The following is a 23,735-nucleotide window of genomic DNA, read 5'->3' on the forward strand; positions in this document are numbered from 1 at the left end:
GATGGACCCGCCTGCGCCCGAATGCCTGAAACACCTCGAGATCCTTGGCCGACGGAAACGTGCCGGTGATCACCGATTCGATCCACAACCGCTCCGACAGCGCGATCGAATCCATGATGTCCTTCCTGGCGGTTGACGACAGGTCTTCGTAGCCCTCGATGCGGATCAACGCCGCATACGTCCGTTCGATCACTTCGGACGGGTTCGCCGCCAATTCCCTGAACTTCTTGCGCATGAGCACCGACGTTCGCGGAACGTTGACGTTTCCTGTGCGCATCTTTCCTCTTTCTTTCAATTCGGCGACAAATCGGCAAACCGCGCGAGCGCTTGCTCGTTGCTTTCCAGCATCGGCGGGACTTCCTGGCTCAGGAAGTCGATCCAGGTTCGCACCTTTGGGTCCATGGATTGGCGTGACGAATGCACCGCATAGAGGTTCAAGTCATGCGCATGATGATGTGGCATGACGCGCACGAAGTCCCCGTTACGCAGCCCGGACATTGCGGCATGACGCGGCAGCAGCCCGACGCCCATTCCGTCCCGAACGCCGACTGCCAGCGCGTCGGCGTCATTGGCGCGAAATACCGGAAGAACCGGCACGGCGTGCTCCTCGCCATCCGGGCCCGTCAACGCCCACTCGTCGCACGGCCTATGCGGCGACACCAGACCGAGACACGCATGACGCGCGAGGTCCTGCGGCACAAGGGGAACGCCATGCTGGTCAATGTACCGGCGGGACGCGCACACGATGCTGAAGGTCGCGCCGAGTCGCTTCGAAACCAGACCCGATTCCGGAAGGCTGGCCCCAAGCACGATCGACACATCGAAGCCTTCGTCGATCAGGTTGGGCCGCCGCTGTGAAAACGTCAGATCGACATCCACGTCCGGAAAGCGTTGCCGATAGCGGGAAAGGAACGGCACCACATGCCGCGGCCCCACGCCGGTCATGCAGTGCAGCCTCAGTTTCCCGGAAGGCCGGGCGTGCGCGCCGTTCACCTCGGCCTCCATCTGCGCGACGTAAGCCAGGATCTGCTCGCAACGGCGCCAATACCGTTCACCGGCGTCGGTGAGCGTGTTGCGCCGTGTCGTTCGATTCAACAGGCGCGTGCCCAGGCGCCCTTCCAGATCGGCAACCGCGCGTGAAACTCTGGCGGTGCTCACATCGAGTTGTCGTGCCGCCGCGGAAAAACCGCCGGCGTCGACCACCCGGGCAAATACGCGCATGTTGTGAAGCGTATCCATATCAACCATTCCTCGTAAACCGACGGAATTGTTGCACAGCAATCCTGAATTATTATCTCGATATTGACAAGAATACGTTGCGCATCATTTGGGTGATTCCGCCAAAAATACTGGCGTATGCCTGCGTCACCGCGGGTTCGACCGCGCCTTGAGAATCGCCTGGGCGCGGTTCTTGACGTCCAGCTTCAGGTAGAGATTCTTCAGGTGAAACTTCACCGTATTCTCGGAAAGAAACAGCCTTTCCGAAATCTCGCGATTCGATGCGCCGCTGCAAAGCAGTTGCAGAATCTCGTGCTCCCTTTGCGACAGCATGTTCGACCATGCCGGATTCGGCATGCTCGGCGCCGGATGCGCCACCGGGCGACCCTCGCCGCTGGCGGGCAACGGGTCGAGCATCGCGGCCAGCTCCGCCCCTTCGTCGAGCAACGCCCGCGTACAACCGCCCGCCCGTGCGGCGTCGCGTGCCTGTTGAAGCGTACGCAGCGCCAGCCTGGTTTGCCCTTGCCGATGCTGTACCAGTGCGTGCAGAACGTGCAGCTTGATCGACAGCAACGGCCGCGCCGCTGCGACGCTCATTGCCGCCTTCAGCAGCTCGGACGCCCGATCCAGCCGATGCTGCAGTAGCGCGAGCCGAATGCGTCCGAGCAACGGTCCGCTCAACATTTCGGTCACCGGAATCCAGGTCGAATCCAGGGGTACCGCATCACCCGACACATGCTTCAGCAGCGCACCGATGCGCGCCGTCTCGCCGCTGCGGCCCGCCAGATAGAGCCGCTCCCATGCGATCATCTCGCGCACGCCGGTCCACCGGCTCTGGAAGCTCAGCCGTTCGAGCGCATCGAGCGTATCGCGTGCCTGAATCATTCGTCCGCGCGCAACGTGAACGCGTGCGATCGACACCATCGACAACGCGATGAACTCCGGCACCGCCGCGAGCGCGATATCCGCTTCGAACTGCGCCGCGAGCCGCTCCGCCGTATCAAGCTGATCGGCTTCGTAGCATGCCCAGATACGCGACGCGGCCAGCGCGGCGGCCGCCATGCCGCGGTTCACGTATGGCCGCGCCGCATAGGGCTGCGCGCCCGGCGCTGGGCGTGGCGCGTCGGTCGCGAGCCGCGGCTGCGCGTCGATCACCTGCAGGATGCAGCGCAGCGCGAGCGTATATCCCTGACTGAATGCCGCCTGCGCATGTTCGTTGTGACTGCTCGCGAGCACGAGCAGCCGATGAGCCCTTTCGTCGTCCCCCTCGGCCATCGCGCTGAACGCGAGCAGATTGGCCGCGGCGCCGAGCTGGAATGCGTCGAAGATGTCGCGGGCCGGCCGATGCAGCGCAGGCACATCCGCAAGCCGTGCGGCGCCACGGAGATCGTTGTTGAACAGCGCCGCCATCGCGAGCACGACGTCGGCGCCATGCCCGTCACGCGTATCGGCCAGATACGACAGCAGCGGGTGCGTCGGCCCGCCACGGCGCAGGAACACAAGCGCCCACGCGATCTTCACCGCGACGCTCCGACGGCCGAGCACCTCCTGCAGCGGCAGGCGATCGAACCAGTACGCAACCGTCGCGAGCTCGGCACCTGCGACGAGCCGCGACGACCAGTCGTCGAGCGTCGCGATCGCGAGCGCATATTCGCGTGCCTCGACCGCATGAAACATCGCCTCTTCCGGTACGCCGTGGCGCTCGTACCAGAGCGCGGCCCGCCGATGCACATCCAGTACGTGCTCCGCGTCTTCGCGGCCGAATCGCTCGGACAAGAATCGCGCGAACAGGCTGTGATACCGATACCACCCCGGACTGCCGTCGAGCGCTTCCAGAAACAGCCCGCCTCGTTCGAGCCGTTCCAATAGCCGGTTCGCATCGGCGAACCCCGTCACTTCGTCGCACAACGATCCGTTCAGGCGCCGCAACTGCGATGTCTTCAGCAGAAACGTCTGCACCTCGGGCGGCTGCAGTGACAGCGTATTCTCCGAAAGATACCGGACGAGCTCGAGCGGCGTGCAGTCGCGCATCTCGTCGAGCGAATGCCGGATTTCGTCGCGCGCAAGGGCGAGCTTGAACAGCTGCAGCCCGGCGGGCCAGCCCTCGGTACGCGCCTGGACGAACGCCGCCGTTTCCGCGTCGATCGCATCGTCGGCGTCTGCGAGAAACGCGGCCGATTCGGCCGACGAGAAGCGCAGGTCCTCCATCCGCAGCACGAGCGCTTCTTCGGCAACCTGCAGCGCGCTCACGCCGACGTCGGGCAAGTTGCGCGATCCGATGTAGACGCGGCATCGCCCCGGCAGCGCATGGAACAGGTCACGGAAGAAATGCAGAATCGCGGGCTCGTGGATCCACTGGAAATCGTCGAGACAGAAGCCGATCGGCCCCGGGATGTGCGCGAGCTGCCCGAACACCCAGTCGAGCATGTTGTCGCTCGTCACTTGCGACCGCTCGGCCGCGATCACGCCGGCATCGGCGACCATCTGCGCGATCAGCGCGATGAAATACGCCTCGAAACGGCGTGGATCGTTGTCGCTTTCGTCGAACGTGAACCACGCCATCGCCCAGCGCTTCGCGCGACCGGTCTCCATGATCTGTTGCAACAGCGTGGATTTGCCGCTGCCGAGCGGCGCCTGCAGGATCACGATGTGCGGCACGCCGAGCCGCGTCACGCTATCGAGCAGCGTGTGCCTGACGATGGCGCCGCGGCGCGCGGCCGGCGGAAAGAACTTGTGCTCGCGCAGGTCCACGCCGTAACGACGCAGCCCGCGTCGAGCCGGATTCGGAGTGACGGTCACGATCGTTCGAAGAATGGAGCGAATCGCACATCGTGCCTCAATCGCACGGCCGCTTCAAGCATCACCGGCCACGCCCTCCGTCACGTTCGCCTCCGGCAGCGGCGGCGTCCATCCACCGACGCGGGAAAACGCAGAAAACGCGGCGAACGGGTTGCAGCAGAACGGCCGCAGGCACGCGGACGCTTCATGCAGCGCCGGCTCGCTGTCCGGCACCGCGGGCGTCTGCGGCATCAGTTGCGCGGGCATCATCGCTGCACCGTGCCGGCAAAGGCGACATACGCATCGAGCGCCGCCGGGTTGGCCATCGCGTCGCGGCTCGCCGCCTGCTCGACCGGGCGCCCCATCAGGATCTTGCGCACGGGCACCTCCATTTTCTTGCCGGTGAGCGTATACGGGATCTGCTCCATCGCAACCATCACATCCGGCACATGGCGCGGACTGCACAGTGTGCGCAGCCGCTCGGCGACCTGTACGCGCAACGCGTCGTCGAGCGTCGCGCCGTCTCGCAGGCGCAGGAACAGCGGCATGAAGAAGCCGCCGTCGCGCAGCTCGCAGCACACGACCAGGCTGTCGGCGATCGCGTCGATTTCCTCGACGACGCGATAGATTTCGGCCGAGCCGATCCGCACGCCGTACCGGTTCAACGTCGAATCCGAGCGGCCGTAGATGTAGCAGCCTCCATGCGGCGTCAACCGCATGAAGTCGCCGTGCCGCCAGACGCCAGGAAAGTATTCGAAATACGATTCGCGATAGCGTGCGCCGCCTGCGTCGTTCCAGAAGAAGATCGGCATCGACGGCGCCGGCTGCGTGACGACCAGCTCGCCGACCTCGTCGACTACCGGCCGGCCATCGTCGTTCCACACGTCGACCGCCATGCCGAGCATGCGTGCCTGGATCTCGCCCGCATGCACCGGCAACGACGGCACCGCGCCGACCAGCCCGCTGCACAGCTCGGTGCCCCCCGATTGCGACGTCACCCACAGATCCTGCTTCACGCAGCGATAGAACCATGCGAACGTCTCCGGCGTGCTCGGCGCACCTGACAGCAGCACGCTTCTGAGCGACGACAGGTCGAATTGCCGGCCCGGCACGATGCCGGCCTTTTCCATCATCTGCACGAACGTCGGACTGCCGCCGAAACAGGTCGCACGCGTGTCGGCGGCCAGCTTCCACAGACATTCGGGGCCGCCGTGCATCGGGCTGCCGTCGTACAGCACAGCCGACGCGCCGGTCAGCAGCGTGGCGACGAGCAGGTTCCACATCATCCAGCCGGTCGTGCTGTAGAAGAACATCACGTCGCCGGCCTGCAGATCCATGTGCAGATGCATCAGCTTCAGATGCTCGATCAGCACGCCGACATGGCTGTGCACGATCGCCTTCGGCAAGCCGGTCGTCCCCGACGAAAACACGATCCACAGCGGATGATCGGCGCCCACGCGCTCGAAGCGAAACGCGTCGGGCGGCACGTCGGGGCCGGACAGCAGCGCGTCCCATGCGTGAACGGCGCACGCCAGCGACGACGTGTCGGCAGGCAGCCCGTCGGCGAGGTTCGGCAGCCAGACAAGCGTCTGCAGCGACGGCAGCGCGTGGGCGATCTGGAACACTTCGCTCGTGCGATCGAACACCTTGCCGCCGAACGTATAGCCGTCGGCGGCGATCAGCACCTTCGGCGCAATCTGCCGGAAACGATCGACGACCGTGCGCACGCCGAAGTCGATCGCGGCCGACGACCATACCGCGCCGATGCTGGTCGCCGCGAGCATCGCAACCGCGCACGCGGGCACGTTCGGCAGATATGCAACGACGCGATCGCCCGGCTGCACGCCGAGTTCGCGCAGGCGCGTCGCGAAACGCCGCACCTGGCTCGCGAGATCGACGAGCGGCATCGACTGCAGCGGCCGCGTTTCGCTCGCGTGATGGAACGCCGGCCGCCCGGCGTCCGCGTGCGCCGCATGCTGCAGCACGTGCTCCGCATAATTCACGCGTGCGTCGGGAAACCAGCGCGTATCCGGCATCGGCGCACCATTGGTCACGCGCCGCGCCGAGCCGTCGTACTGCACGCCGTACCACGCCCAGATGGACGACCAGAACGCGTCGGGCTCACGGACGGACCATTGCCACAGTGCGTCGTAGTCCGCGAACTTCAGGTCGCGATCGGTCGCAAGCCAATCGAGGTAGCGCGCGAGATTGGAGCCGCGCACGAACGTTTCGTCCGGCGCCCACAACAGTTCGCCTTCGTTCACCATGTCAGCCTCCGCAGGGCCGGCCCAAGAAGGCTGACCGCGCCCGCGGGGCGCAGCGAACGACGTGAGCGTGGGGGTCGTTTCATTTCATTGCCTTTCACGTAAGAGAGCCAGCCGCGCGAGGACGGCTTCCGGATGCGCGGTCGCAGGAATGTCCGCAACGTCAAACGTATTCGGTTGCGGAGCCGGCAAATCGTCACCTTGCCAGAAAGTCTCCGGCACGACGAGCCCGGTCGGACCCCGACCGCACGCCGATGGCGCAATCGCGAAGTCGGGGGCCTGCTCGCCGTCGAACTCGACCGTCGCCGGCAACTGCATGCCCCAGTCCCAGCCGTAGTGCCGCGCGACGTTCGCCACCGGTTGATGGAGGTCGAGCCACAGCGCCACCTCGCCCGCGTCCCATGCGCGCGATTCGCGCAACAGTACGGCGTCGACGCCGGCCGTCGCGAACACCCGCAGAAAATCCGCGATGCAGGACGCGGCCGCGTCGGCTGCGTCTTCGTCAACGTCGGTATCGGACGAGCCGCCCGCCAGCGCGAGCGCATGAGCGGCCCAGTCCCGCGGCGACGGCAGCACGAGCGTGAAGATCGCGTCGGGCAGCGCGGCACGCAGCGCGGCCGCGAGCGCCGCTGCGTGTTCGCGCAGCGGCGCGCTCGTCAGGCACGCCTTCAGCGGCAGATGCGCACGCTTCGTTTTCGCAGCCATGTCGGCTTTCAGGCTGGCATCGCGCGCGACCCAGACCGCTGCGACGTCGGCGAGCGGCAGCGTGAGCACGTCCGATCCGAGCAGCCCGTGCGCCTGGCGCGCCCACGCGACGCACGCGGCACTGTCGAGCCATGGCGGGTTGCCGCCGGCGAGCAACGGCGCGCTGTAGCTGGCGTGATTGAGCCAGAGCAGCCGGCGCGTACGGTTTGCTTCAGTTACCCGGGGCATGGCGCCTCCCTGTTCGATACGCGGCGCCGCCACCGTCGGTCACGAGGTCGGCACCGGTCACGCAAGAAGACGCGCCGTGCCCGCCTGCGGCGGCGAGCCGCTGCGCGATCGCAGGGCCGCGCGCCGCACCGGTGACCGCCGCGCGGTGCCCATCGAGCCGGCTCATGATTGCACCTCCTTCTCAGCGAGCCGCGCCTCGAGTTCCGCGATGCGCACGTCCTTCGGATCGAGCATGTACGCGCCCTGCATCTGGTCGGCCGGCATCTTCACGCGTTGACCCAGCGTCGTCGCATAGATTTCGGTGCGGTCGTTCCAGCTTCCGAAGTACGGCACCTTTGCGGGCGGCTCCGGCGTGACCCATTCGTTGCAGAACGCGTCAAACGGCCTGCCACGCGCGATCCGGGCGAGCCGCTCGGCCGCGCGCGCATCGGCGGTCGCCTCGACGTCGACGACGAGCGTCTCCTCGTCGTAGACCACCTTGTAGATGTCGCGGGCGTTCTCGGGCGACATCAGGTCTTCACGCAGGTCCTTCATCACGAGTTCCGGATCGCGTTCGAGCACGTCGCCATAGCCGCCGCCCGAGCCCTGGCAGATCATGTAGATCTCGCCTTCGTTGCAAATCTCGAACGTCATGCCCATGTCGTGGCTGCTGTACTGCCCGCCGGGGATCGGCCGCTTGTTCATCAGATCGACGATGTCGAACGCGTCGACCGCCTTCGGATTGTCCTCGAGCACCTTGAAGATGTTGATGCCCTTGATCTTCATCAGCTGATAGCTCGGGCATGAATAGCCGCCGAACAGTCCCTGTGCGGACGGAAACTTCGACCCCTCGCAGCCTGTCATGAAACCCCACAGGCCCGAGCCGCGCGCGGTCGCGATCTGCTCGTAGCCCATCCCGCCGCGATACTTGCCCCAGCCGATCCGGTCCTTCGCGAGCCGCTGTGCGCCGAGGCGGATGATCGGCGTATCCTCTTCCGCGATCTCGTGCTCGCCGGTGTCGCACATGAAGCCGAACACGGGCGAAATCGAATGCTCGCCGTCCGCATGACTGCGCGCGCCCTGCCCGTTGCCGTTGATGTCCGCGCAGAAGTTGCCCGTCACGTCGCCGTGCTGCGTGAGGCCGCCGTAGATGAACGTCGCCGCCTGGTCGTACTGCGACGCGATCACCGCCGAGTAGCGATGCGGCAGGCTGTAGCTGAGCTTGTTCATCGGAATCGTCCACACGACGCATCCCTTGAACAGCGGCATCAGGCTCATCGCCTGCGGCATCTCGCCTTCCGCATCGAGGATCGAGTTGCGGTCGGTGATGATCTCGATCGGCGACAGCACGGCCATCGTATGCGGCAGGTCCGGCCAGATGTTCTGCAACAGGCCCGTGCAGAGCGCGGCCTTGAACGACGCGATGTTCGTGTTGACCGACCGGTTCAGGAACTGCGGCGCCGAGCCGCGGAAGTCCATGATCATGCGGTCGCCCTTCACGGTGATCGCGCACGAGATCTTCTGCAGCGCGTTCTCGCGCAGGCTGGAGTCCATGAACTGCAGCACGCGGGTCGTGCCGTCGGGCAGCTCGCGGATGCGGCGGCGCATTTCCGTCTCGACGTCCTCGAGGTGCGTGCGCAGCGTGCCGATCAACGCATCGCGGCCGTACTGATCGAGAAGCGCGATGATCCGCTCGCGCAGCCGCAGCACCGCATGCAGCTTGACCTTCATGTCCTCGAGCTGCAGGCGCGGGTCGCGCACCGAGTTCTGCAGGAACGTGACGAGATCGCGTTTCAGCTCGAAGTTCTCGACGATCTTGAACGGCGGCATCTTGATGCCTTCGTCATATTTGCTTTCCGCCTTCGCGGGCAGCCCGCCCGGCTCGGTCGAGCCGTTCTCGCCCTCGTGGATCGTCGACGACAGCCAGCAAACGAGCTCGCCCTTGTAGTAGAGCGGCATCATCATCGACTGGTCGGTGTTGTGGATGCCGCCGTAGCGCGCGTCGTTGTGAATGAAGCCGTCGCCGTCCTTCACGCCGACCGTCGGATCATTCGTCCAGTTCTTGATGATGAAGCGGATCGGATAGAAGCAGCATGCGGCAAACGCGATGATCCCGTGCGGCGCGATCATCGACAGGTCGCCCTGCGCGGTATAGATCGCGGTCACGAGGTCGCCCCACTTCGCGCCCGGCGCGGCGCCCATCTGGTTCACCATCGTGAACGCTTCGGACAGCGCCGAGTTGATCAGCCCGCGCACGTGGTGCACCTGATGCGGATCGATGCCGCGCTCGAGCACCTCGTTCTCTTCTTTCGATCGCGGCAGGATGCTGTGATTGCGCATGATCTCCGGATCGGGGCCGAGAAACAGCGTGTTGTCGGCGATGAACTTGTCGAGCAGTGCCCGTTCTTCGGTATTGATTTCGTTTTGCATCTCGCACTCCCTCCTTACTTGCGCAGGAACCACGCGCCGCCCTGGGCCGTCGCCTGATAGATCCATCCCGGTTCGACGAGGAACGTCGTCGCGCGCGTCGTGATGACGGCCGGCCCTTCGATCTGCGTGCGCTCCGCGCGCGCGAGGTCGTCGTAGATCGCGGTGCGAAGCGGGCCGTCGTGCCCGACGAAATGGCAGTCGCGGTAGCCGACCGGTTCCGGCGGCGGCAGCGGGTTGTCGCTGACCGTGAGCTTCGCGAACTTCACCGACGGCTGCTCGACGTACGCGCACACGCGCAGCGTGTTGATCCGCACGCCGGTCTCCGGGCTCTGCGATCCTTCACCGAAGCGCTCGCCGTAGCTCTTGTGGAACAGCTCCATGAGCGTCAGCACGTCGCGCTGCGTCTTCAGGCGCGAAATCGGCGTGACGACGGCCGTCTGCACGCGCTGGTTGCCGTAGCGCATGTCCAGCTCGAGGCGATACCGGATCCGTGACGGGTCCATCCCCTGCCGCTCCAGATCCTCGCGCCCGCGCCGCTCCAGTTCATCGACGCCCTGGTTGAACGTGTCGAAATCCATGAAGAACGACTTCGTGTTCGGGTTGAACAGCACGGTCCACGTGTTCATCTCGTGGATGTGCATCTGGTTCACCGTCCCTGCGCCGCACGCGGAGAACGTCGACGAATACGGCGGAGCCAGCACCTTCGTGATGCCGAGCGCCGACGCGATCCCGCACGCATGCAGCGGACCATTGCCGCCATACGCGAGCACCGTGAAATCCTTCGGCTCGTAGCCGCGCGTTCGCAGCTCGGTCGCGATGCCGTTTGCCATCGACGCGTCGACCTGCTTCTTGATCAGTTTTGCGGTCTCGATCACGTCGAGATCGAGTTCGTCGCACAGATCGTCCTGCATGGCCTGCTTCGCACGTCGCGGATTCAGCGGAATGCGGCCGTTCGCGTAGTTCTTCGGATCCAGATAACCGAGCAGCAGGTCCGCATCCGTCACGGTGGGATGCTGGCCGCCGCGGTCGTAGCAGGCCGGACCCGGATCGGAGCCGGCCGACTGCGGGCCGATCTCGACGGTCTTGTACATCCGCTCGTAGCGCGCGATCGAGCCGCCGCCCGCGCCGAGCGCGACGAGATGCACCATCGGCACGCTGACGAGCCAGCGGTCGATCACAGGATTGAAGTCGTAGAACTTCTGCCCGCCCTGCACGACGATCCCGATGTCGAAACTCGTCCCGCCCATGTCGGTCGCGACGACGTTGCCGAGCTCGGCGGCCGCCGCCAGATACTCGCTCGCCGCGATCCCCGACACCGGCCCCGAGTGAACGGTCTGCAGTGCGTCGGTCGAATTGAGCTGCGCCATCCCGCCCGAGTTGTGGCTCACGAGCATCGGCTTCGTATAGCCCTGCTGGCGCAGGTTCAGTTCGAGCGTGCCGAGCCCGTGATACATGATCTGGTGCAGATACGCGTCGATGATCGACGACGTTGCGCGCGAGTACTCGCCCTTGCGGCCGACCACCTGGTGCGACAGCAGCATCGGAATCGCGCCGAGCATGTGCGCCGGGTATTCCTCCAGGAAGATCTCGCGCACACGCAGTTCGTGCACCGGGTTCACGACGCTGTTCGTGAACATCACGACGAGCGCCTGCGCGCCGGCGTCGACCAGCTCGCGGATCCGCAGCCGCACATCGTCCTCGTCGAGCGTCCAGAACACCTGTCCGGCGTAGTCGACCCGCTCGCGAATCTCGCGGATCAGCGGAATCGACACGATCGGGTCCGGCCGCGCCGCGTTCGGAATGTCCATCTGCTCCGGCTCGGACAGGCCTTCGCCGTAGCCGCGCGCGCGGGACAACGGCACCGTGTGCTTGAAGCCGGTCGTCACGAGCAGGCCGACGCGCGGGCCCTTTCGCTCGATCAGCGCGTTCGTGCCGAGCGTCGTCGCGTAGCGCACCGAATCGACTTCCGACAGCAGCTTCGACGGCGTCAGCTCGATCTGCCGGCACGCGTCGGCGAGCGAATCGTTGAAGCCGACCGCGAGGTTGTGATGCGTGGTCAGCGATTTTCCTTCGACGCACCGGTCGCCCCAGGCGACGAAGCAATCCGTGAAGGTGCCGCCAATGTCGACGGATACACGTTTCATGCTGGCTTCTCCCCGTATCTCAAGTGGACGACTTGCCGGCGTCGCCAGCGACCGTATGCCGATGATGCGCGGCCGCATGCAGCGCGCGCTGCAGCTTCACGCGTTCGAGCGCCAGGTCGGGGGCCTGCGCGGGCTCCGTCATTTCCTGACGATCGCTCCATTGCGCCTTCAGCGCGTCGATGTCGAGCTCGATGTCGTGCAGCGGCGGATGACCAGGCGGCAGATACTCGGCCTCGACGAGCACGCCGCAGTTCGGGCAGTAGTATTCGAGAATGCGGCACCAGTCCGGATCCGGCGAATACGTGCGCGCGTACAGTGCCGGATCGAGCAGCGGCTTGTGGATCTCGCTCGGGTCGCGGTCGTGGACAAGCAGGCCGCGCTTGTAGTTGTCGCGTGCGCTGACGTGGGCATGACCGCAACGGCGGCATTCCCACTGCTCGGTATCGAGATCGATGCGCAGGGTTTCGGTAATCATGACCTTCATTGTTCGTTCTCCTCTTCACGGGAGAGCAGAATGTCTCCCGCCGCATTGATTTCGAAGTGCCAGCCGGCGTCGATGCGCCCGGTGAAGAAATCCTCCTCGAGCACGGCCGGCCCAGACGCGCGCACGGCGACACCCTTCGGCTGATCGCCGACGCAATAGAGCGGCAGCTCCGCCTCGCGGCCATCGACGACAACGAGACGCGTGCCGCGCGTGATCGCGACCTGATGACCGCCTTCACCAAAGCTGCCGTCGAGCGTCGCCTTCGGCATCGGCTTGATCGCGGTCAGCGAGACGGACAACGTTGCGCCCGGCGGCAGGTCCTTTGGCAACGTCGCGCCGTTCAGCGCATGTTCGGTCGTGTGTCCGTCAGCGGATGCAATCTGGAGCGCAAGGATCAGCCGGCAGTCGTCGATCGCCGCATCCTCGCCGAACATCGCGCGCGACGCCTGCGTGCGCAACGTGTCGATCACCGCAGCGAGCGCGCTGTCGCTCGCATCGGCAAGCGGCGCCGAGAAGCTGTGACCGACGTCGGAGAAGCCGATCCCGTACGCGGAGAACACGGCCGCGAGCCCCGGAATCAGCACTTGCTTCACGCCGATCGCGTCCGCGACGCGGCATGCGACGAGCGCGCCCGCGCCGCCGAACGCTGCCAGCGTCGTATCGGGGCGGATCGCCGTGTACGCGGTCAGGCTGTCGGCGACCTTCTTCACCCATGCCGCTTCCATGGCGGAAAGCGCCTCGCGATCGCCCATCTTCAGCGGATCGGCGACGTGCGCGCTGATTGCCTGACGCGCGCGCGCCTTGTCGAGCTGCAATTTCCCGCCGAAGAACGACGCCGGATCGAGCAGCCCCGATAGCGCGAATGCGTCGGTGATCGTCGCCTGCGTGCCGCCGAGGCCGAAGCAGGCCGGCCCCGGCGCGCTGCCGACGCTCTGCGGGCCGACGGCGATCCGGCCGTCTTCGGCACGGATGATCGAGCTGCCGCCGACGCCCGCGCTCACCACGTCGCACAGCGCGAACGACGTCGCGACGCCTTCGACGTTGCCGTAGCGGTCCGCGCGCACGCCACGCTTGTCGACGACACCGATGTCGGTCGTCGTGCCGCCGATGTCCATCGACAGCAGATGCTTCAGCCCGTAATGAGCGGCGAGTACGCGCGTGCCCTCCATCCCCCCGCGTGGACCGGAGCTGTATGTCTTCAGCGCGATCGTCTTCGCGACGCGGCCCGCATGGCCGTCGTTGCGAAACACCAGCAGCGGGCTCTGCGCGCGCGCGTCGCGCAGCTTCTGTTCGGCGCTGTACAGGAAGCGCTCCATCGCCGGATGCAGGAACGCGTTGAACAGCGCGGTCCAGGTACGGCGCACGTCGTTCGCGTCGTCGGCAACCTCGTGCGCATACAGGATCGGGAGCGCGCCGAGCAGATGCGGCGGGAAGCTGCGCAGCAGCTTGCGCTTCAGTTGCTGCTCGACTTCCGCGCGACGCGGGCCGCCGATCGATACGACGATCCGGTTCGCGCCCGACGCCGCGAGTTCGCCGATCGCGCGCACGACGTCGGCCTCGGCCGATGCGTCGGACAACGTCACCGCGCGGTCGCCGATCACGGCGTCGAACAAGCCGGCCGCGCCATCCGCAGCGCGCACGTGCTCGACTGCCAGCGCGCCGCCCACCACGAGCCCGAGCCGCGGCCCCTTGCGCTCGACGAGCGCGTTCGTGCCCTGCGTCGTCGAATAGCGTATCGCGGCCGTCGACAGCAGCAGTGCCTCCAGATCCTCCTTGCCGTAGACCGCTTCGGACGCCTTGCGCAGCCCGTCGAACAGGCACTGCGACAGATCGTGCGGCGTCGTCAGCGTCTTCGTGCGGACGATCCTGTCGCCGTCCATCACGCAGATGTCGGTCAGCGTGCCGCCGTTGTCGATGTTGATCAGGCGATGCCGTGCGGACCTGACGCTCGCTGCACTCGACCGCACGTCGTGAATGGAATCGGATGAGATGGTCATGAACTCTCTCGCTGGTTGAAAGGCCCGTTCAGGCCCGGCTCGTCGGCCGGGTCTGCGCGTCGCGGGGAAGGTCGATCGGAACGCATCGCGTGGTCGGTCGACCGTGCGACAGCGGAAGGAATCGGGGATGCACGTTGTCTCCTGTCTGTTTGTGTACGTCGTGGAATCAGTCTAGGTGGCCGCCTGGCGCGCCACCCCACCCGTCCGGGTAGTCGTCGGATATGGATTGCCCGTATCCGGCACGCGCATGCGTCAGCGCCGGCCGGCCGCGTGCGCGCCCGCGCGCTCGATCGCCGGCTTGACGCCGATGGACGCTCCATTCCGCGCGAACGCAGCCGCGATGCCGAGGTTGATGCCGCTCGTGCCGCCGAACACGAATACGCGGCGTGTTCCGAAGCCGATTACGATCTTCATTTCGGATTCCTCCATGCTTGACCTCAGAACAGGTGGCGAATCCCGACCGCGGTGCCGAACGTCGACCCGGTGGCGCCAAAAAGCGCCCCGTTCGTCGACAACCCCGTATTCATCTTCCCGTGGTTGTTCACGTAACCGAATTGCCCGTAGAGCAGCGTCGCCTTCGACAGGCTGTAGGTCACGCCCGTGGCGGCCATGACCGAATGGTTGCGCGTATCGTTGCCGTCGCTCGTGTACCAGACGCCGGCGTCTGCATTCACGGCCGGCGTGAACCGGTAGCTGAGCCCGCCGCTGTACACCCGGTTGTCGAACGAGCCCGCGATCTTGAAGTTGACGAACGCGGCTTTCACGGTCAGGTCGCGATACTCGTAGCTCGCGCCGATCGTGCGCCCCGAGAACGGCACCGTGCTCGGCACGGGCGTCGACGCGGCCGTGCCGCCGGCGTTGCCGTTGTACATCGCCGCGCTGACGAGCAGCGGGCCGTACGTGTAGCTCAGGCTTGCCGAATACTGGCGTCCGGCCTGGAAATCGCCGGCGGTGCCGCCGAGTGCCAGCAGCGCGGCGCCCTGGAAGCCTGCGATCGTCGGGCTCGTATAGGAAATCGCGTTCGCGTTGAAGATGCCGGTGACCAGCACGCCGCCGACGTAGATCGGCACGCCGCTGCCGAAATACGACACGCCGCGCGCGTCGGTCGAGATCAGCGACAACACGAACGGCGAGAGCTGCACGCCGGCTTTCATGGTGCCGTACGGACTGTCGATGCCGACCCAGGCCTGCCGGCCGAACAGGTTGCCGTTCGAATCGGCAAAGCCGCCGTTCGAGACGTCGATGCCGCTTTCGAGCGCGAAGATTGCCTTCATGCCGCCACCGAGGTCTTCGACGCCCTTCAACCCGAACAGAGACGGCGTCATGCCCCCCGTGATCATCGAAAACTGGTGGCCGGCGTTCTGGCCGGTCGCGGGGTTGACCGACTTGCTCGTGTAAAGGATCCCGGCGTCGACGACACCGTACAGCGTGACGCTGCTTTGCGCGCGGGCCGATGGCACGGCGGCCGCGGCCAACACGGCGGCCGCGACGGCGAGGCGGGTGTGGAATGGCAAGCACTTCATCCGATTCGTCTCCTGATGTTTTTTTGCTGTTGGAATGCCGTATCTCGCATGCGCGCGCCGGCCCTTCGTGCCGATGCGCGTCGGTTCGTGGCCGAATACACGGAGAAGAACAGAGAAGGCCGCGTCGCTTCGCGGCGTCTGTCGGGGAGGTAGTGTAGGTTTCGGGAACGCGGGTGATCGCTACCCGTTCGGGTAGTTCGGGAGCATGGATTCCCCGGATCAGGATGCCGGCGACCTTGCGGTTCGGCCACCTCGGGAATGAACCGGAAATCGGAGCGGGCCATCGGCGGCATGGCGCCGATGGCCGGACTTCCCGTGTCGGGAAGCCATCGTTTGATGCGCTACGACGCGCGGCGTGATGAACGGCGAGGCAGGCCCATCACGCTCGTGCCGCTCGCTGCGCTTGTGTCATTGCGCTAGTCCGCATACCCGGGGTTCCGGCGCTCGAGCCGACGCAGCAGCCCCGGCCACACGAGCGCGCCCGCGCTGACGCCCCGCGTCACCTCGGCGATCTGCCGCTTGATGCCGTCGAGGATCGGTTGCGCGATCGGCAGCAGCGTCGAGCCGCCGGACTGCGCGCGGACCTGGATCATGCACGCCGCTTCGAAGAAGTACATCGCGACGAATGCGTCGGCCGGCGTCGCGCCGACGGTCAGAAGGCCGTGGTTGCGCAGCATCAGGTACGTGTTGCTGCCGAGGTCGCGCACGAGGCGGGGCTTCTCGTCCTCATTGAGCGCGATGCCCTCGTAGTCGTGATAGCCGAGCGACGCGAGCACGCCGAGCGACTGCTGGGAAAGCGGCAGCAGGCCGGCTTCCTGCGCCGACACGGCAACGCCGTTGACCGAGTGGGTATGCATCACGCAGTGCGCGTCCTCGCGCGCCGCATGCACCGCGCTGTGGATCGTGAAGCCGGCCGGATTGATGTCATACGGCGAGTCGGACACCTTGCGGCCGTCGAGGTCGACCTTGACCAGCGACGACGCGGTGATCTCGTCGAACATCATGCCGTACGGGTTGATCAGGAAATGGTGCTCCGGGCCCGGCACGCGAGCGGAGATATGGGTGAACACGAGGTCGTCCCAGCCAAACAGCGCGGTGAGGCGGTAGGTGGCCGCGAGGTTGACTCGTGCTTCCCATTCGGCAGCAGAAACCGACTGCTTCAGACTGGTATCGGATGAGGCCACGTCAATACTCCTTGTTCAAGAGGACAGCCATTGAAAAAACTGCGGTGGCGCGCGGCGCGTGCGCGCCGGGCCGGCATGACGCAACGCGATGCGCGTGGGCCGGCTTCGACACGTCGCCAGAGCGGTCGACGTATGATCTCGGCATCCCCACGTATAGTCTGTCGCATAGCCGACACGCCGAGAGATCCATGGATTCCAGGCTGCGCCCGTATCGCCCCCAACTCGAATCGACGCCCTGGTTCCGGGGCCTGCCCGTCGAGCTGCGGGATTACCTGGTGAGCCACGCGACGCTGCTCCGGCTGGAAAAGGGGCAACGGCTGTATCGGTGCGGCGACCCATCCGACGGTCTTTACGCGGTGCTGGAAGGTACGCTTTCGATCGGGACAGTCAGCGCCGACGGCAAGGAAATGCTGCACGCGGTGCTCGGCCCGACTGCGTGGATCGGGGAAATCTCGATGTTCGACGGGCTGCCGCGTCCACACGATGCCATCGCCGCCAGCCGGGCGCTGTTCATGCATGTGCCGGAGGCCGCGCTGCTGAGCGTGCTGGACACCGAGCCACGCTACTGGCGCGATTTTGCGCTGCTGATGGCGCAGCGCATCAGGCTGTCGTTCAGGAACGTCGAATCGCTGGCCTCGCTGCCCGCGGCGCAACGCCTGGCAAGCCGCCTGCTGATGATCGCCGAAGGGTATGGCGGCCTCAATGCGACGCAGAGCCGAATCCGGCTCTCGCAAGAGCGTCTCGCATCGATGGTGTCGCTGTCACGGCAAACCACGAACCAGTTGCTCAAGCAACTTGAAAGCGACGGGATCATCAGCCTGAAATCCGGGGAAATCGCCATTCTGGATATCGAACGATTGCGGGCAGCGAGCGTTGCCGCAGGCAATCCGTAAGCTTCCTGATACCTCAAGCCATGCAGGCCGGGCGTCGCAATTCGCGTCGATCCGGATCGCCGCTTCGTCGCTGAAACATTCTTTAGGGGCAGAAAACGATTACGACGCGTTACTTGCGCAAAATCAATGGCTTGCGTCGGATGGCACGGTGTTCGCTTCCAGTATGAGTGGACTCGACCGTACGCAAGATCCCATCAAGGCCATCGCGCGCCCAGTCGATCGAGAGCCCGTCCCCGCACGGTTCTCGCACATCCGATCGAATGGCCGGCTGCCCCGGGAGCGCGCCGTTTCGAACCCGCCGACGCCCGGATAGGCGCCCGGCACGGTGCCTCCGCGAGCCCGTTGCGCCCGCATCGATCATTTTTGCAACACGTCGAGCGACGTCAGCCTCGTTGGGAGAGGACCATGCACACTCCAGGACCTCAATGGTCTTCACGTCGGGCGGGCGCAATGCTGCCCTGCCTTTTGTCCGGCCTGGTCGCGGCCGCCGCGCTTGCGTCGCCGGCCGCATTCGCCGACGGCAAGCAACGCGCGCACAGCGACGGCGCGATGCTGTCCAGCACGCAGTCCTTTGGCAAGCAAAAGCAAACGCCATCGGGGCCGCATCCGGACGACACCGTCCACAAGTCATCGATAACAAATCGGACTTCGAATCAATAAAGACAGTCATCACACCGCTTTCTGAATCTCGGGGGACTCGTCCGAAGCTTCGGACACGATGCGTGAGGTTTGACATGAGCGCTTTGCAAACGCTATCCCGCCTGCTCGGGCGTTTGACGCGCTGTGTCGTCGCGGCAGGACTCTGCGCGGCGGCCAGCGTCAGTCATGCGGTGCCGAGCGATGCCCAGATCGACCTGAAGATCCTGATCATCGCGCGCCAGCAGGCCGGCAGTTCACCCGAACTGGCCGCCGCCCAGTCGATCCTCGATCGCGTGGGTATTCCGTACACGATCTACTCGTACGACACCAACAACCCGACACTGCCGACGCTGGAAAACGGCGACCACGCGCTGTACCAGGGCATCATCCTGCCGATCAGCGACTACCGCTACACGAACCCGTTCGCCGGCGGTGCGCTCGCGCAAACGCTCGCGCGCTACCAGTTCAAGTACAACGTGCGGCTCGCGAGCTTCTATACGTGGCCGAGCGACAGCGGCTGCATGCAGTACGTGAACTACCAGGACACGACCGCGACGCCGCTGCCGTCGCTGCTGACGGCCGCCGGCCAGGCGATCTTCCCGTACATGAACGCGGGCACCACCACGGCCAATCCGCTCACGATCTCCGGCGCATGGACCTATCTCGCGTCGGCCGCCAGCCCGCTGCCGACCGGCACGACCGTCACGCCGTTCATGCAGGCGACCTCGTCCGGCGCCACCTATTCGGTCGGCGCGACCTGCCTGTTCGCGAACACGACGCCGCTCACCGGCGACAGCGTGTCGCGCGAAACGATGTCGCTGATGTTCGACAACAGCCAGTACCTGACGCATTCGATCACGCTGTCCTACGGGATCGCGAACTGGCTGACGCGCGGGCTGTTCCTCGGCAGCCGCCACGTGTACATCGATCCGCAAGTGGACGACAACGGCATTCCCGACGAGATCTACCCGTACGCGCAATCCGAAGCCACCGGCCTGTGGTATGACGTCAGGACCGGCGCGACCACCAGCACGAGCCCGCCCGGCGAATGCCCGCTTGGCAGCCCGGTCGGCTCGACGAATCCGGCGACCGGCCTCACCGGCTGCGAATACCGGACGACCGGCGCGGACTTTGACAACATTGTCTCGTGGCAGTCGGGCATCAACCTGTCGACCCCGAACGCGTCCGCGGTCAAGCTGACGATGGCGTTCAACGGCTCAGGCTATAGCAAGGGATACGATGGCCTGGGCGACTATCCGCCGAGCGGCACCGACTCGCTGTCGCCGCAGGTCGGGTTGCTCCAGTACAACTTCAAATGGATCAGCCACACGTACGACCACGAGCTGCTGGATCCGCCGTACACGACGACCGCCGCGCAAGTCACAACCGAGATGCAGAACAACCTGAAGGTCGCGAACCGGTTCCGGTTCAGGACCTTCAGCACGAGCACGCTCGTGACGCCGGAAATCTCGGGGCTGTATAACGCAACGACGCTCGGCGCGCTCGTATCGTTCGGCACGCAGGTGCTCGTGTCCGACAGCTCGAAGCCGACTCCGCCCGTCGGCACGTCCGGATGCCCGGTGAACAACAATGGCGTGGCGTGGCCGCTTCCGGCGTTCAACGCGGGCAAGTACAACTGCGTGAACCAACGTATCTTCGAAGTGCCGCGTTATGCGACCGCGCTGTTCTACAACGTGTCTCAGCCGTCCGAATGGGTGGCCGAATACAACTACTTCTACGGTGCGAACGGAATCGACCCGACCCGCTGGGGCTATGACCTGACCTACGCGCAAGTGATCGACAAGGTGTCCGACCAGCTCGTCGTCTACCTCCTCACGTACGACAACCGGCCGATGATGTTCCACCAGACGAACCTGCGCGCGTACAGCGGCACCAGCACGCTGCTTGGCGACCTGCTGAACGCGACTTTCACGAAGTACAACGCGTACTACAAGAACCTGCCGATCGAGAGTCCTTACCTGTCGACGATCGGCACACTCGCGGTCCAGCGGATGGTGTACGACACGTCGAGCGTCGCGGCAACGCTCACGCCCGGCAAGTCGATTGTCGTGAGCGCGTCGCGCACCGACGGGCAATCGGTCACCGTGCCGGTGACGGGCGTCACGTTCGGCACGACGAAGGAGGTCTACGGCGGCCAGAACATCTCGACGATCACGCTGCTGCCGGCCACCGCTTACACGACGCAGATCACGCCTGCACCCGCGTGGCAGTGAACACCGTTCCGGCATGCGCGCTGGGTAACGTCCGCCGCAAGACAGACGCCCGCCGCGAGGCGGGCGTCATCCGTGTCGAATCGCGCGATCGGCGTCAGTCCCGCCGAGCTTGCGCAGCAACTCCGAGCCGCGCTGCGTCAACCGGGCGATCCGCGCACCGCTGTCGCGCCGCTCGATCTCGACGAGCGCCTGGCGCTCGAGCGTCACGAAATCGAGGCGCTGGACTTCCACTTGATACGGTGAACGCTGCACCAGCAGCAACGTGGACAATTCGTGGGGACTGAGCATTCGCTTCTCCAATCGACGTGAGTCGCTATCCGGCCGTCCGACACATCCTAGCCTGCTAAAAAATGCCGATCCGCTACAGGCTTGTTTCAACTCGTTACGCCGTTACATTCGCGAGACGACTCAGCCCGGATACATGGGGTCATGCCGCCCCGTTGTCATCGATCGTATAAGGTGCGCGAACGAGTCTTGCGTTTTTTGCAAGGCACGCGCGATGGCGATTCTGGATAAATGAAACATCTCATTGTTCGTATGGTCAGGTTGATTGCAACGACAAGCGCCGTCACGGAACGAATCAGGCCGCAACGCACGCCCGATGCGCGCTGTTCCGTGCGGCCACCACAGCGCGACGCGGGTGCCGATCAACCACGCAACAGCGGCGTGACGACGCGCTCGAGGCGATCAGCGGTCCAGGCCGGCTTCGGATCATCCCACCCGTTGTCGACGAGGAGGCCGTTCCGGTCGATCGTGAAGTTCACCGGAATGCGCCAGACGCGGCCATACGCACCGGCGTAAGCACTGCCCAGCAGGCCGACCGGAAAACTCAAGCCGGCTGCCACTTGCCGGACATCCGCAAGACTCTCCGGCCCGTCCAGGCTGAAGCCGAGCACGCGCAAGCCTTTCGCCGCATGACGCGCGGCATACGCGGACAACAGCGGCAGCTCGGTTCGGCAGGGCTCGCACCACGTCGCCCAAAAGGTCAGGATGACGACGTTTCCGCGCAGATCCTCGGTAGCGATGCTTTGTCCGTCGAGCGTGTGCAGAACCAGCCCCGGTGCGGGACGACCGACTGCCAGGCTGCCGGCCTGCGCGGCCGGCAGCCAGCCGCCGACGCAGGCACCCACCGCCACGCCTGCGGCCGTGCGCAGCCAGTCGCGCCGCGACCGGCCGCAACCGGTGCGCGGCCACCTGTCCATGTCAGAACGCATAGCTCGCCCCCACCGTGCCCGACCAGCGCGGAAATAGCTGATAGCCGCTGAGGCGGCTGTACAGCGACTTCTGGACGAACGCATATACGTTCAGGTTCTTCACGACGTTCACGGTCACACCGGGCGACAGATAGACGACCGTGCCCGCCGTGTTGGCGGTGTCGGCAAGTGCACCCTGGTCCGCGCTCTTGCGGGTCACGTTGATCTGGAGTTGCGGGACGATCCTCGGGTTCTCTTCGTAGCGCAGACCGATGCTGACCGTCGCCTGGTTGCCGGGCCGAAAATCCTGGCCGAGCCCGTGAAGATTCTCGATCACGGCCGACTGGAATTGGCCGTTGACGAATGCGTCGAAGTTCTGGCTGACCGGCTGGTAGTAATACGCGCCGACGATCACGTCCGTGCTGCCGGTGCCGGGTTGCAGGCTCGTATCGAGCGTCTGGCCGCCCGCGCTGTTCGGGCCCGACGAGAAGAACACCGGGCTGCGGCCGACGGTGGCACCCGTCAGCACGTTCTGGCCGCCGTATTTTCCGGTCGGCAGCTTCACCCCGAGTTGCACGCCCAGATTGTGTGTCGGCAGAAAGCCCTGATAGCTGGCGATCAGCTTGATGTCGCCCAGCCCCTTGCTCGTGGCGCCGCTCAGGTTGTCGGAGGTGAGCTGATCCGGCGTCGCGTTGCCGTACGTCGAGTGCCCGCGGTCGATGAACGGGACGATGGCGCCGAAGTTCCACTTCGGGTTCGGGCTGTAGTTGATGCCGAGGTTCCAGTAGCGGTTGATCGTCTGGTGCTCGACTTCCTGGCTGCCGCCCGCCGCGTTGATCGCCGCCGGCACGCCGGGCGACACCGCGCTCGTTCCGCTGCGCAACTGGTTCTGCGGAAGGAAGGTGTAATCCAGGCTGATGCGCCAGCCGGGCATCGCCGAATAGCCCATCGCGGCATCGGTGCTCAGCGAGCAGCCGCAGGTTGCGCACGCACGGGCGGCTATCGGCAGGGTCAGGCCGGTCAGGCAGACGAGCGCGGCGAGGGCCGCGTCGACGGTTTTCTTCGATTCGATTCGCATGTCATCCAACTTTCATCTGGCATGGACGCGCACGCGCGATCCGCGTGTCGCGGATGCACGATGCGGCGTGTCCGAATTGCAAACGAGCGGCCAAAGGCGTTCCGCGCAATTCGGCGGAAGCGCTTTATATGGCCGGAAATGGTTGCGTCAGATGAAGGACGGTGAATCCCGGGGGCGTGCTGCCCGGCGTACGTCCCGAGAGACGAACGTAAGCGGAACTGAAGGTTGTGCGATGCCGTAGCTTTCGACCGCGTGCAGTTGCGGTATCGCGGATGCCGGCGCCGGCACGTGATGGGCGAGCAGATCGCAATATCCGCACGCATCGAAGTGGACCGCCGGCGCGTGATTGTCGGTGTCGGGCTGCCGGTCGACCGAGCAGATCGGTGCGGTCGGCGTATTCGCGTCGCGAGCGGCGAGGCCCTGGCTCACGATCGGCGCAAAGACGACGAGCCACATGGCGAACAGGCCAAGCCAGGCGGTCAATCGGTTGCGGGAACGTGCGGTCATGATGGCGGGTGCCGGAAAGTGCGTGCATTCTAGTTGAAACGGGCGGCGGCGCGCGGAAAATTGCGATCCGCGCAACACGGCATTTTTTTGTATTGCCGAGTTGCATGATCCGCACCTGATGCGTCCGGCAAGCGCATCAGCCCGAGTGATCCATCAGCGCGCCATTGGTGTTAGGATTTGCCGGTTCCTGCCGCTTTCCTCCGCGGCTGCGAATGCGGGCTTTCAGACGTGTTGTCGTTGCGGTGAATTTTCTCTGG

20 protein-coding genes are annotated in these 23,735 nt (G+C 65.4%); 3 read left to right on the forward strand and 17 right to left on the reverse strand.

The window, feature by feature from the left end; all coding sequences use genetic code 11:
* Window positions 1-291 precede the first annotated feature (291 nt).
* From ACV22Z_RS02770 to ACV22Z_RS02830, 13 genes are all read right to left on the reverse strand, one after another.
* Window positions 292-1,239 (reverse strand): LysR family transcriptional regulator, encoded by a 948-nt coding sequence (locus tag ACV22Z_RS02770; protein WP_448074781.1) that lies wholly within the window; start codon window positions 1,237-1,239, stop codon window positions 292-294.
* 126 nt (window positions 1,240-1,365) lie between these two features.
* Window positions 1,366-4,017, reverse strand: a complete 2,652-nt coding sequence (locus ACV22Z_RS02775; protein ID WP_448074782.1) for a LuxR C-terminal-related transcriptional regulator — start codon at window positions 4,015-4,017, stop codon at window positions 1,366-1,368.
* A gap of 54 nt (window positions 4,018-4,071) precedes the next feature.
* Window positions 4,072-4,266 carry a hypothetical protein gene (locus ACV22Z_RS02780; protein ID WP_448074783.1) on the reverse strand — a complete coding sequence of 65 codons (195 nt, stop codon included), beginning with the start codon at window positions 4,264-4,266 and terminating at the stop codon, window positions 4,072-4,074.
* Window positions 4,263-6,263, reverse strand: a complete 2,001-nt coding sequence (locus ACV22Z_RS02785; protein ID WP_448074784.1) for an acetoacetate--CoA ligase — start codon at window positions 6,261-6,263, stop codon at window positions 4,263-4,265. Before ACV22Z_RS02785 ends, ACV22Z_RS02780 begins: the two co-directional genes overlap by 4 nt.
* Window positions 6,264-6,347: 84 nt before the next feature.
* On the reverse strand, window positions 6,348-7,193 hold the full coding sequence (locus tag ACV22Z_RS02790) for a hypothetical protein (RefSeq protein WP_448074785.1): 846 nt from the start codon (window positions 7,191-7,193) through the stop codon (window positions 6,348-6,350).
* On the reverse strand, window positions 7,177-7,359 hold the full coding sequence (locus ACV22Z_RS02795; protein WP_448074786.1) for a hypothetical protein: 183 nt from the start codon (window positions 7,357-7,359) through the stop codon (window positions 7,177-7,179). Before ACV22Z_RS02795 ends, ACV22Z_RS02790 begins: the two co-directional genes overlap by 17 nt.
* A complete protein-coding gene (locus ACV22Z_RS02800) occupies window positions 7,356-9,602 on the reverse strand; it encodes a hydantoinase B/oxoprolinase family protein (protein ID WP_448074787.1) in 2,247 nt (748 codons plus the stop codon). Before ACV22Z_RS02800 ends, ACV22Z_RS02795 begins: the two co-directional genes overlap by 4 nt.
* Before the next feature lie 14 nt (window positions 9,603-9,616).
* Window positions 9,617-11,746 carry a hydantoinase/oxoprolinase family protein gene (locus tag ACV22Z_RS02805; protein WP_448074788.1) on the reverse strand — a complete coding sequence of 710 codons (2,130 nt, stop codon included), beginning with the start codon at window positions 11,744-11,746 and terminating at the stop codon, window positions 9,617-9,619.
* A 19-nt stretch (window positions 11,747-11,765) separates the two neighbouring features.
* The gene (locus ACV22Z_RS02810) at window positions 11,766-12,230 is read right to left on the reverse strand and encodes an acetone carboxylase subunit gamma (protein WP_448074789.1); all 465 of its coding nucleotides are present in this window, start codon (window positions 12,228-12,230) and stop codon (window positions 11,766-11,768) included.
* A complete protein-coding gene (locus ACV22Z_RS02815; protein WP_448074790.1) occupies window positions 12,227-14,227 on the reverse strand; it encodes a hydantoinase/oxoprolinase family protein in 2,001 nt (666 codons plus the stop codon). The genes ACV22Z_RS02810 and ACV22Z_RS02815 overlap by 4 nt, the downstream gene beginning before the upstream one ends.
* A 252-nt stretch (window positions 14,228-14,479) precedes the next feature.
* The gene (locus ACV22Z_RS02820; protein ID WP_448074791.1) at window positions 14,480-14,641 is read right to left on the reverse strand and encodes a hypothetical protein; all 162 of its coding nucleotides are present in this window, start codon (window positions 14,639-14,641) and stop codon (window positions 14,480-14,482) included.
* Between the two features lie 23 nt (window positions 14,642-14,664).
* The gene (locus ACV22Z_RS02825; protein ID WP_448074792.1) at window positions 14,665-15,750 is read right to left on the reverse strand and encodes a porin; all 1,086 of its coding nucleotides are present in this window, start codon (window positions 15,748-15,750) and stop codon (window positions 14,665-14,667) included.
* A gap of 416 nt (window positions 15,751-16,166) precedes the next feature.
* Complete coding sequence (locus ACV22Z_RS02830) at window positions 16,167-16,934, reverse strand: class II aldolase/adducin family protein (protein ID WP_448074793.1); 768 nt, start codon at window positions 16,932-16,934, stop codon at window positions 16,167-16,169.
* A 188-nt stretch (window positions 16,935-17,122) separates the two neighbouring features.
* Between ACV22Z_RS02830 and ACV22Z_RS02835 the strand changes: the two genes are divergently transcribed.
* The 3 genes from ACV22Z_RS02835 to ACV22Z_RS02845 all read left to right on the forward strand — a co-directional run bounded on the left by ACV22Z_RS02835 (window position 17,123) and on the right by ACV22Z_RS02845 (window position 20,700).
* A complete protein-coding gene (locus ACV22Z_RS02835; protein WP_448074794.1) occupies window positions 17,123-17,827 on the forward strand; it encodes a Crp/Fnr family transcriptional regulator in 705 nt (234 codons plus the stop codon).
* Window positions 17,828-18,277: 450 nt separating this feature from the next.
* Window positions 18,278-18,487: a hypothetical protein gene (locus ACV22Z_RS02840; RefSeq protein WP_448074795.1), complete on the forward strand. Its 210-nt coding sequence runs from the start codon at window positions 18,278-18,280 to the stop codon at window positions 18,485-18,487.
* A gap of 74 nt (window positions 18,488-18,561) precedes the next feature.
* Window positions 18,562-20,700: an Agd3-related carbohydrate deacetylase gene (locus ACV22Z_RS02845; RefSeq protein ID WP_448074796.1), complete on the forward strand. Its 2,139-nt coding sequence runs from the start codon at window positions 18,562-18,564 to the stop codon at window positions 20,698-20,700.
* Window positions 20,701-20,766: 66 nt separating this feature from the next.
* Here ACV22Z_RS02845 and ACV22Z_RS02850 read toward each other — a convergent pair whose 3' ends face one another.
* From ACV22Z_RS02850 to ACV22Z_RS02865, 4 genes are all read right to left on the reverse strand, one after another.
* Window positions 20,767-20,988, reverse strand: coding sequence for a hypothetical protein (locus ACV22Z_RS02850; protein ID WP_448074797.1), 222 nt, complete (start codon window positions 20,986-20,988; stop codon window positions 20,767-20,769).
* A 359-nt stretch (window positions 20,989-21,347) separates the two neighbouring features.
* A complete protein-coding gene (locus tag ACV22Z_RS02855) occupies window positions 21,348-21,914 on the reverse strand; it encodes a peroxiredoxin family protein (protein ID WP_448074798.1) in 567 nt (188 codons plus the stop codon).
* Window positions 21,904-22,971 carry a transporter gene (locus tag ACV22Z_RS02860; RefSeq protein WP_448074799.1) on the reverse strand — a complete coding sequence of 356 codons (1,068 nt, stop codon included), beginning with the start codon at window positions 22,969-22,971 and terminating at the stop codon, window positions 21,904-21,906. Before ACV22Z_RS02860 ends, ACV22Z_RS02855 begins: the two co-directional genes overlap by 11 nt.
* 147 nt (window positions 22,972-23,118) lie before the next feature.
* The gene (locus tag ACV22Z_RS02865; RefSeq protein ID WP_448074800.1) at window positions 23,119-23,556 is read right to left on the reverse strand and encodes a DUF2946 domain-containing protein; all 438 of its coding nucleotides are present in this window, start codon (window positions 23,554-23,556) and stop codon (window positions 23,119-23,121) included.
* Window positions 23,557-23,735 lie beyond the last annotated feature (179 nt).

This window comes from Burkholderia sp. PU8-34, from assembly GCF_053427725.1.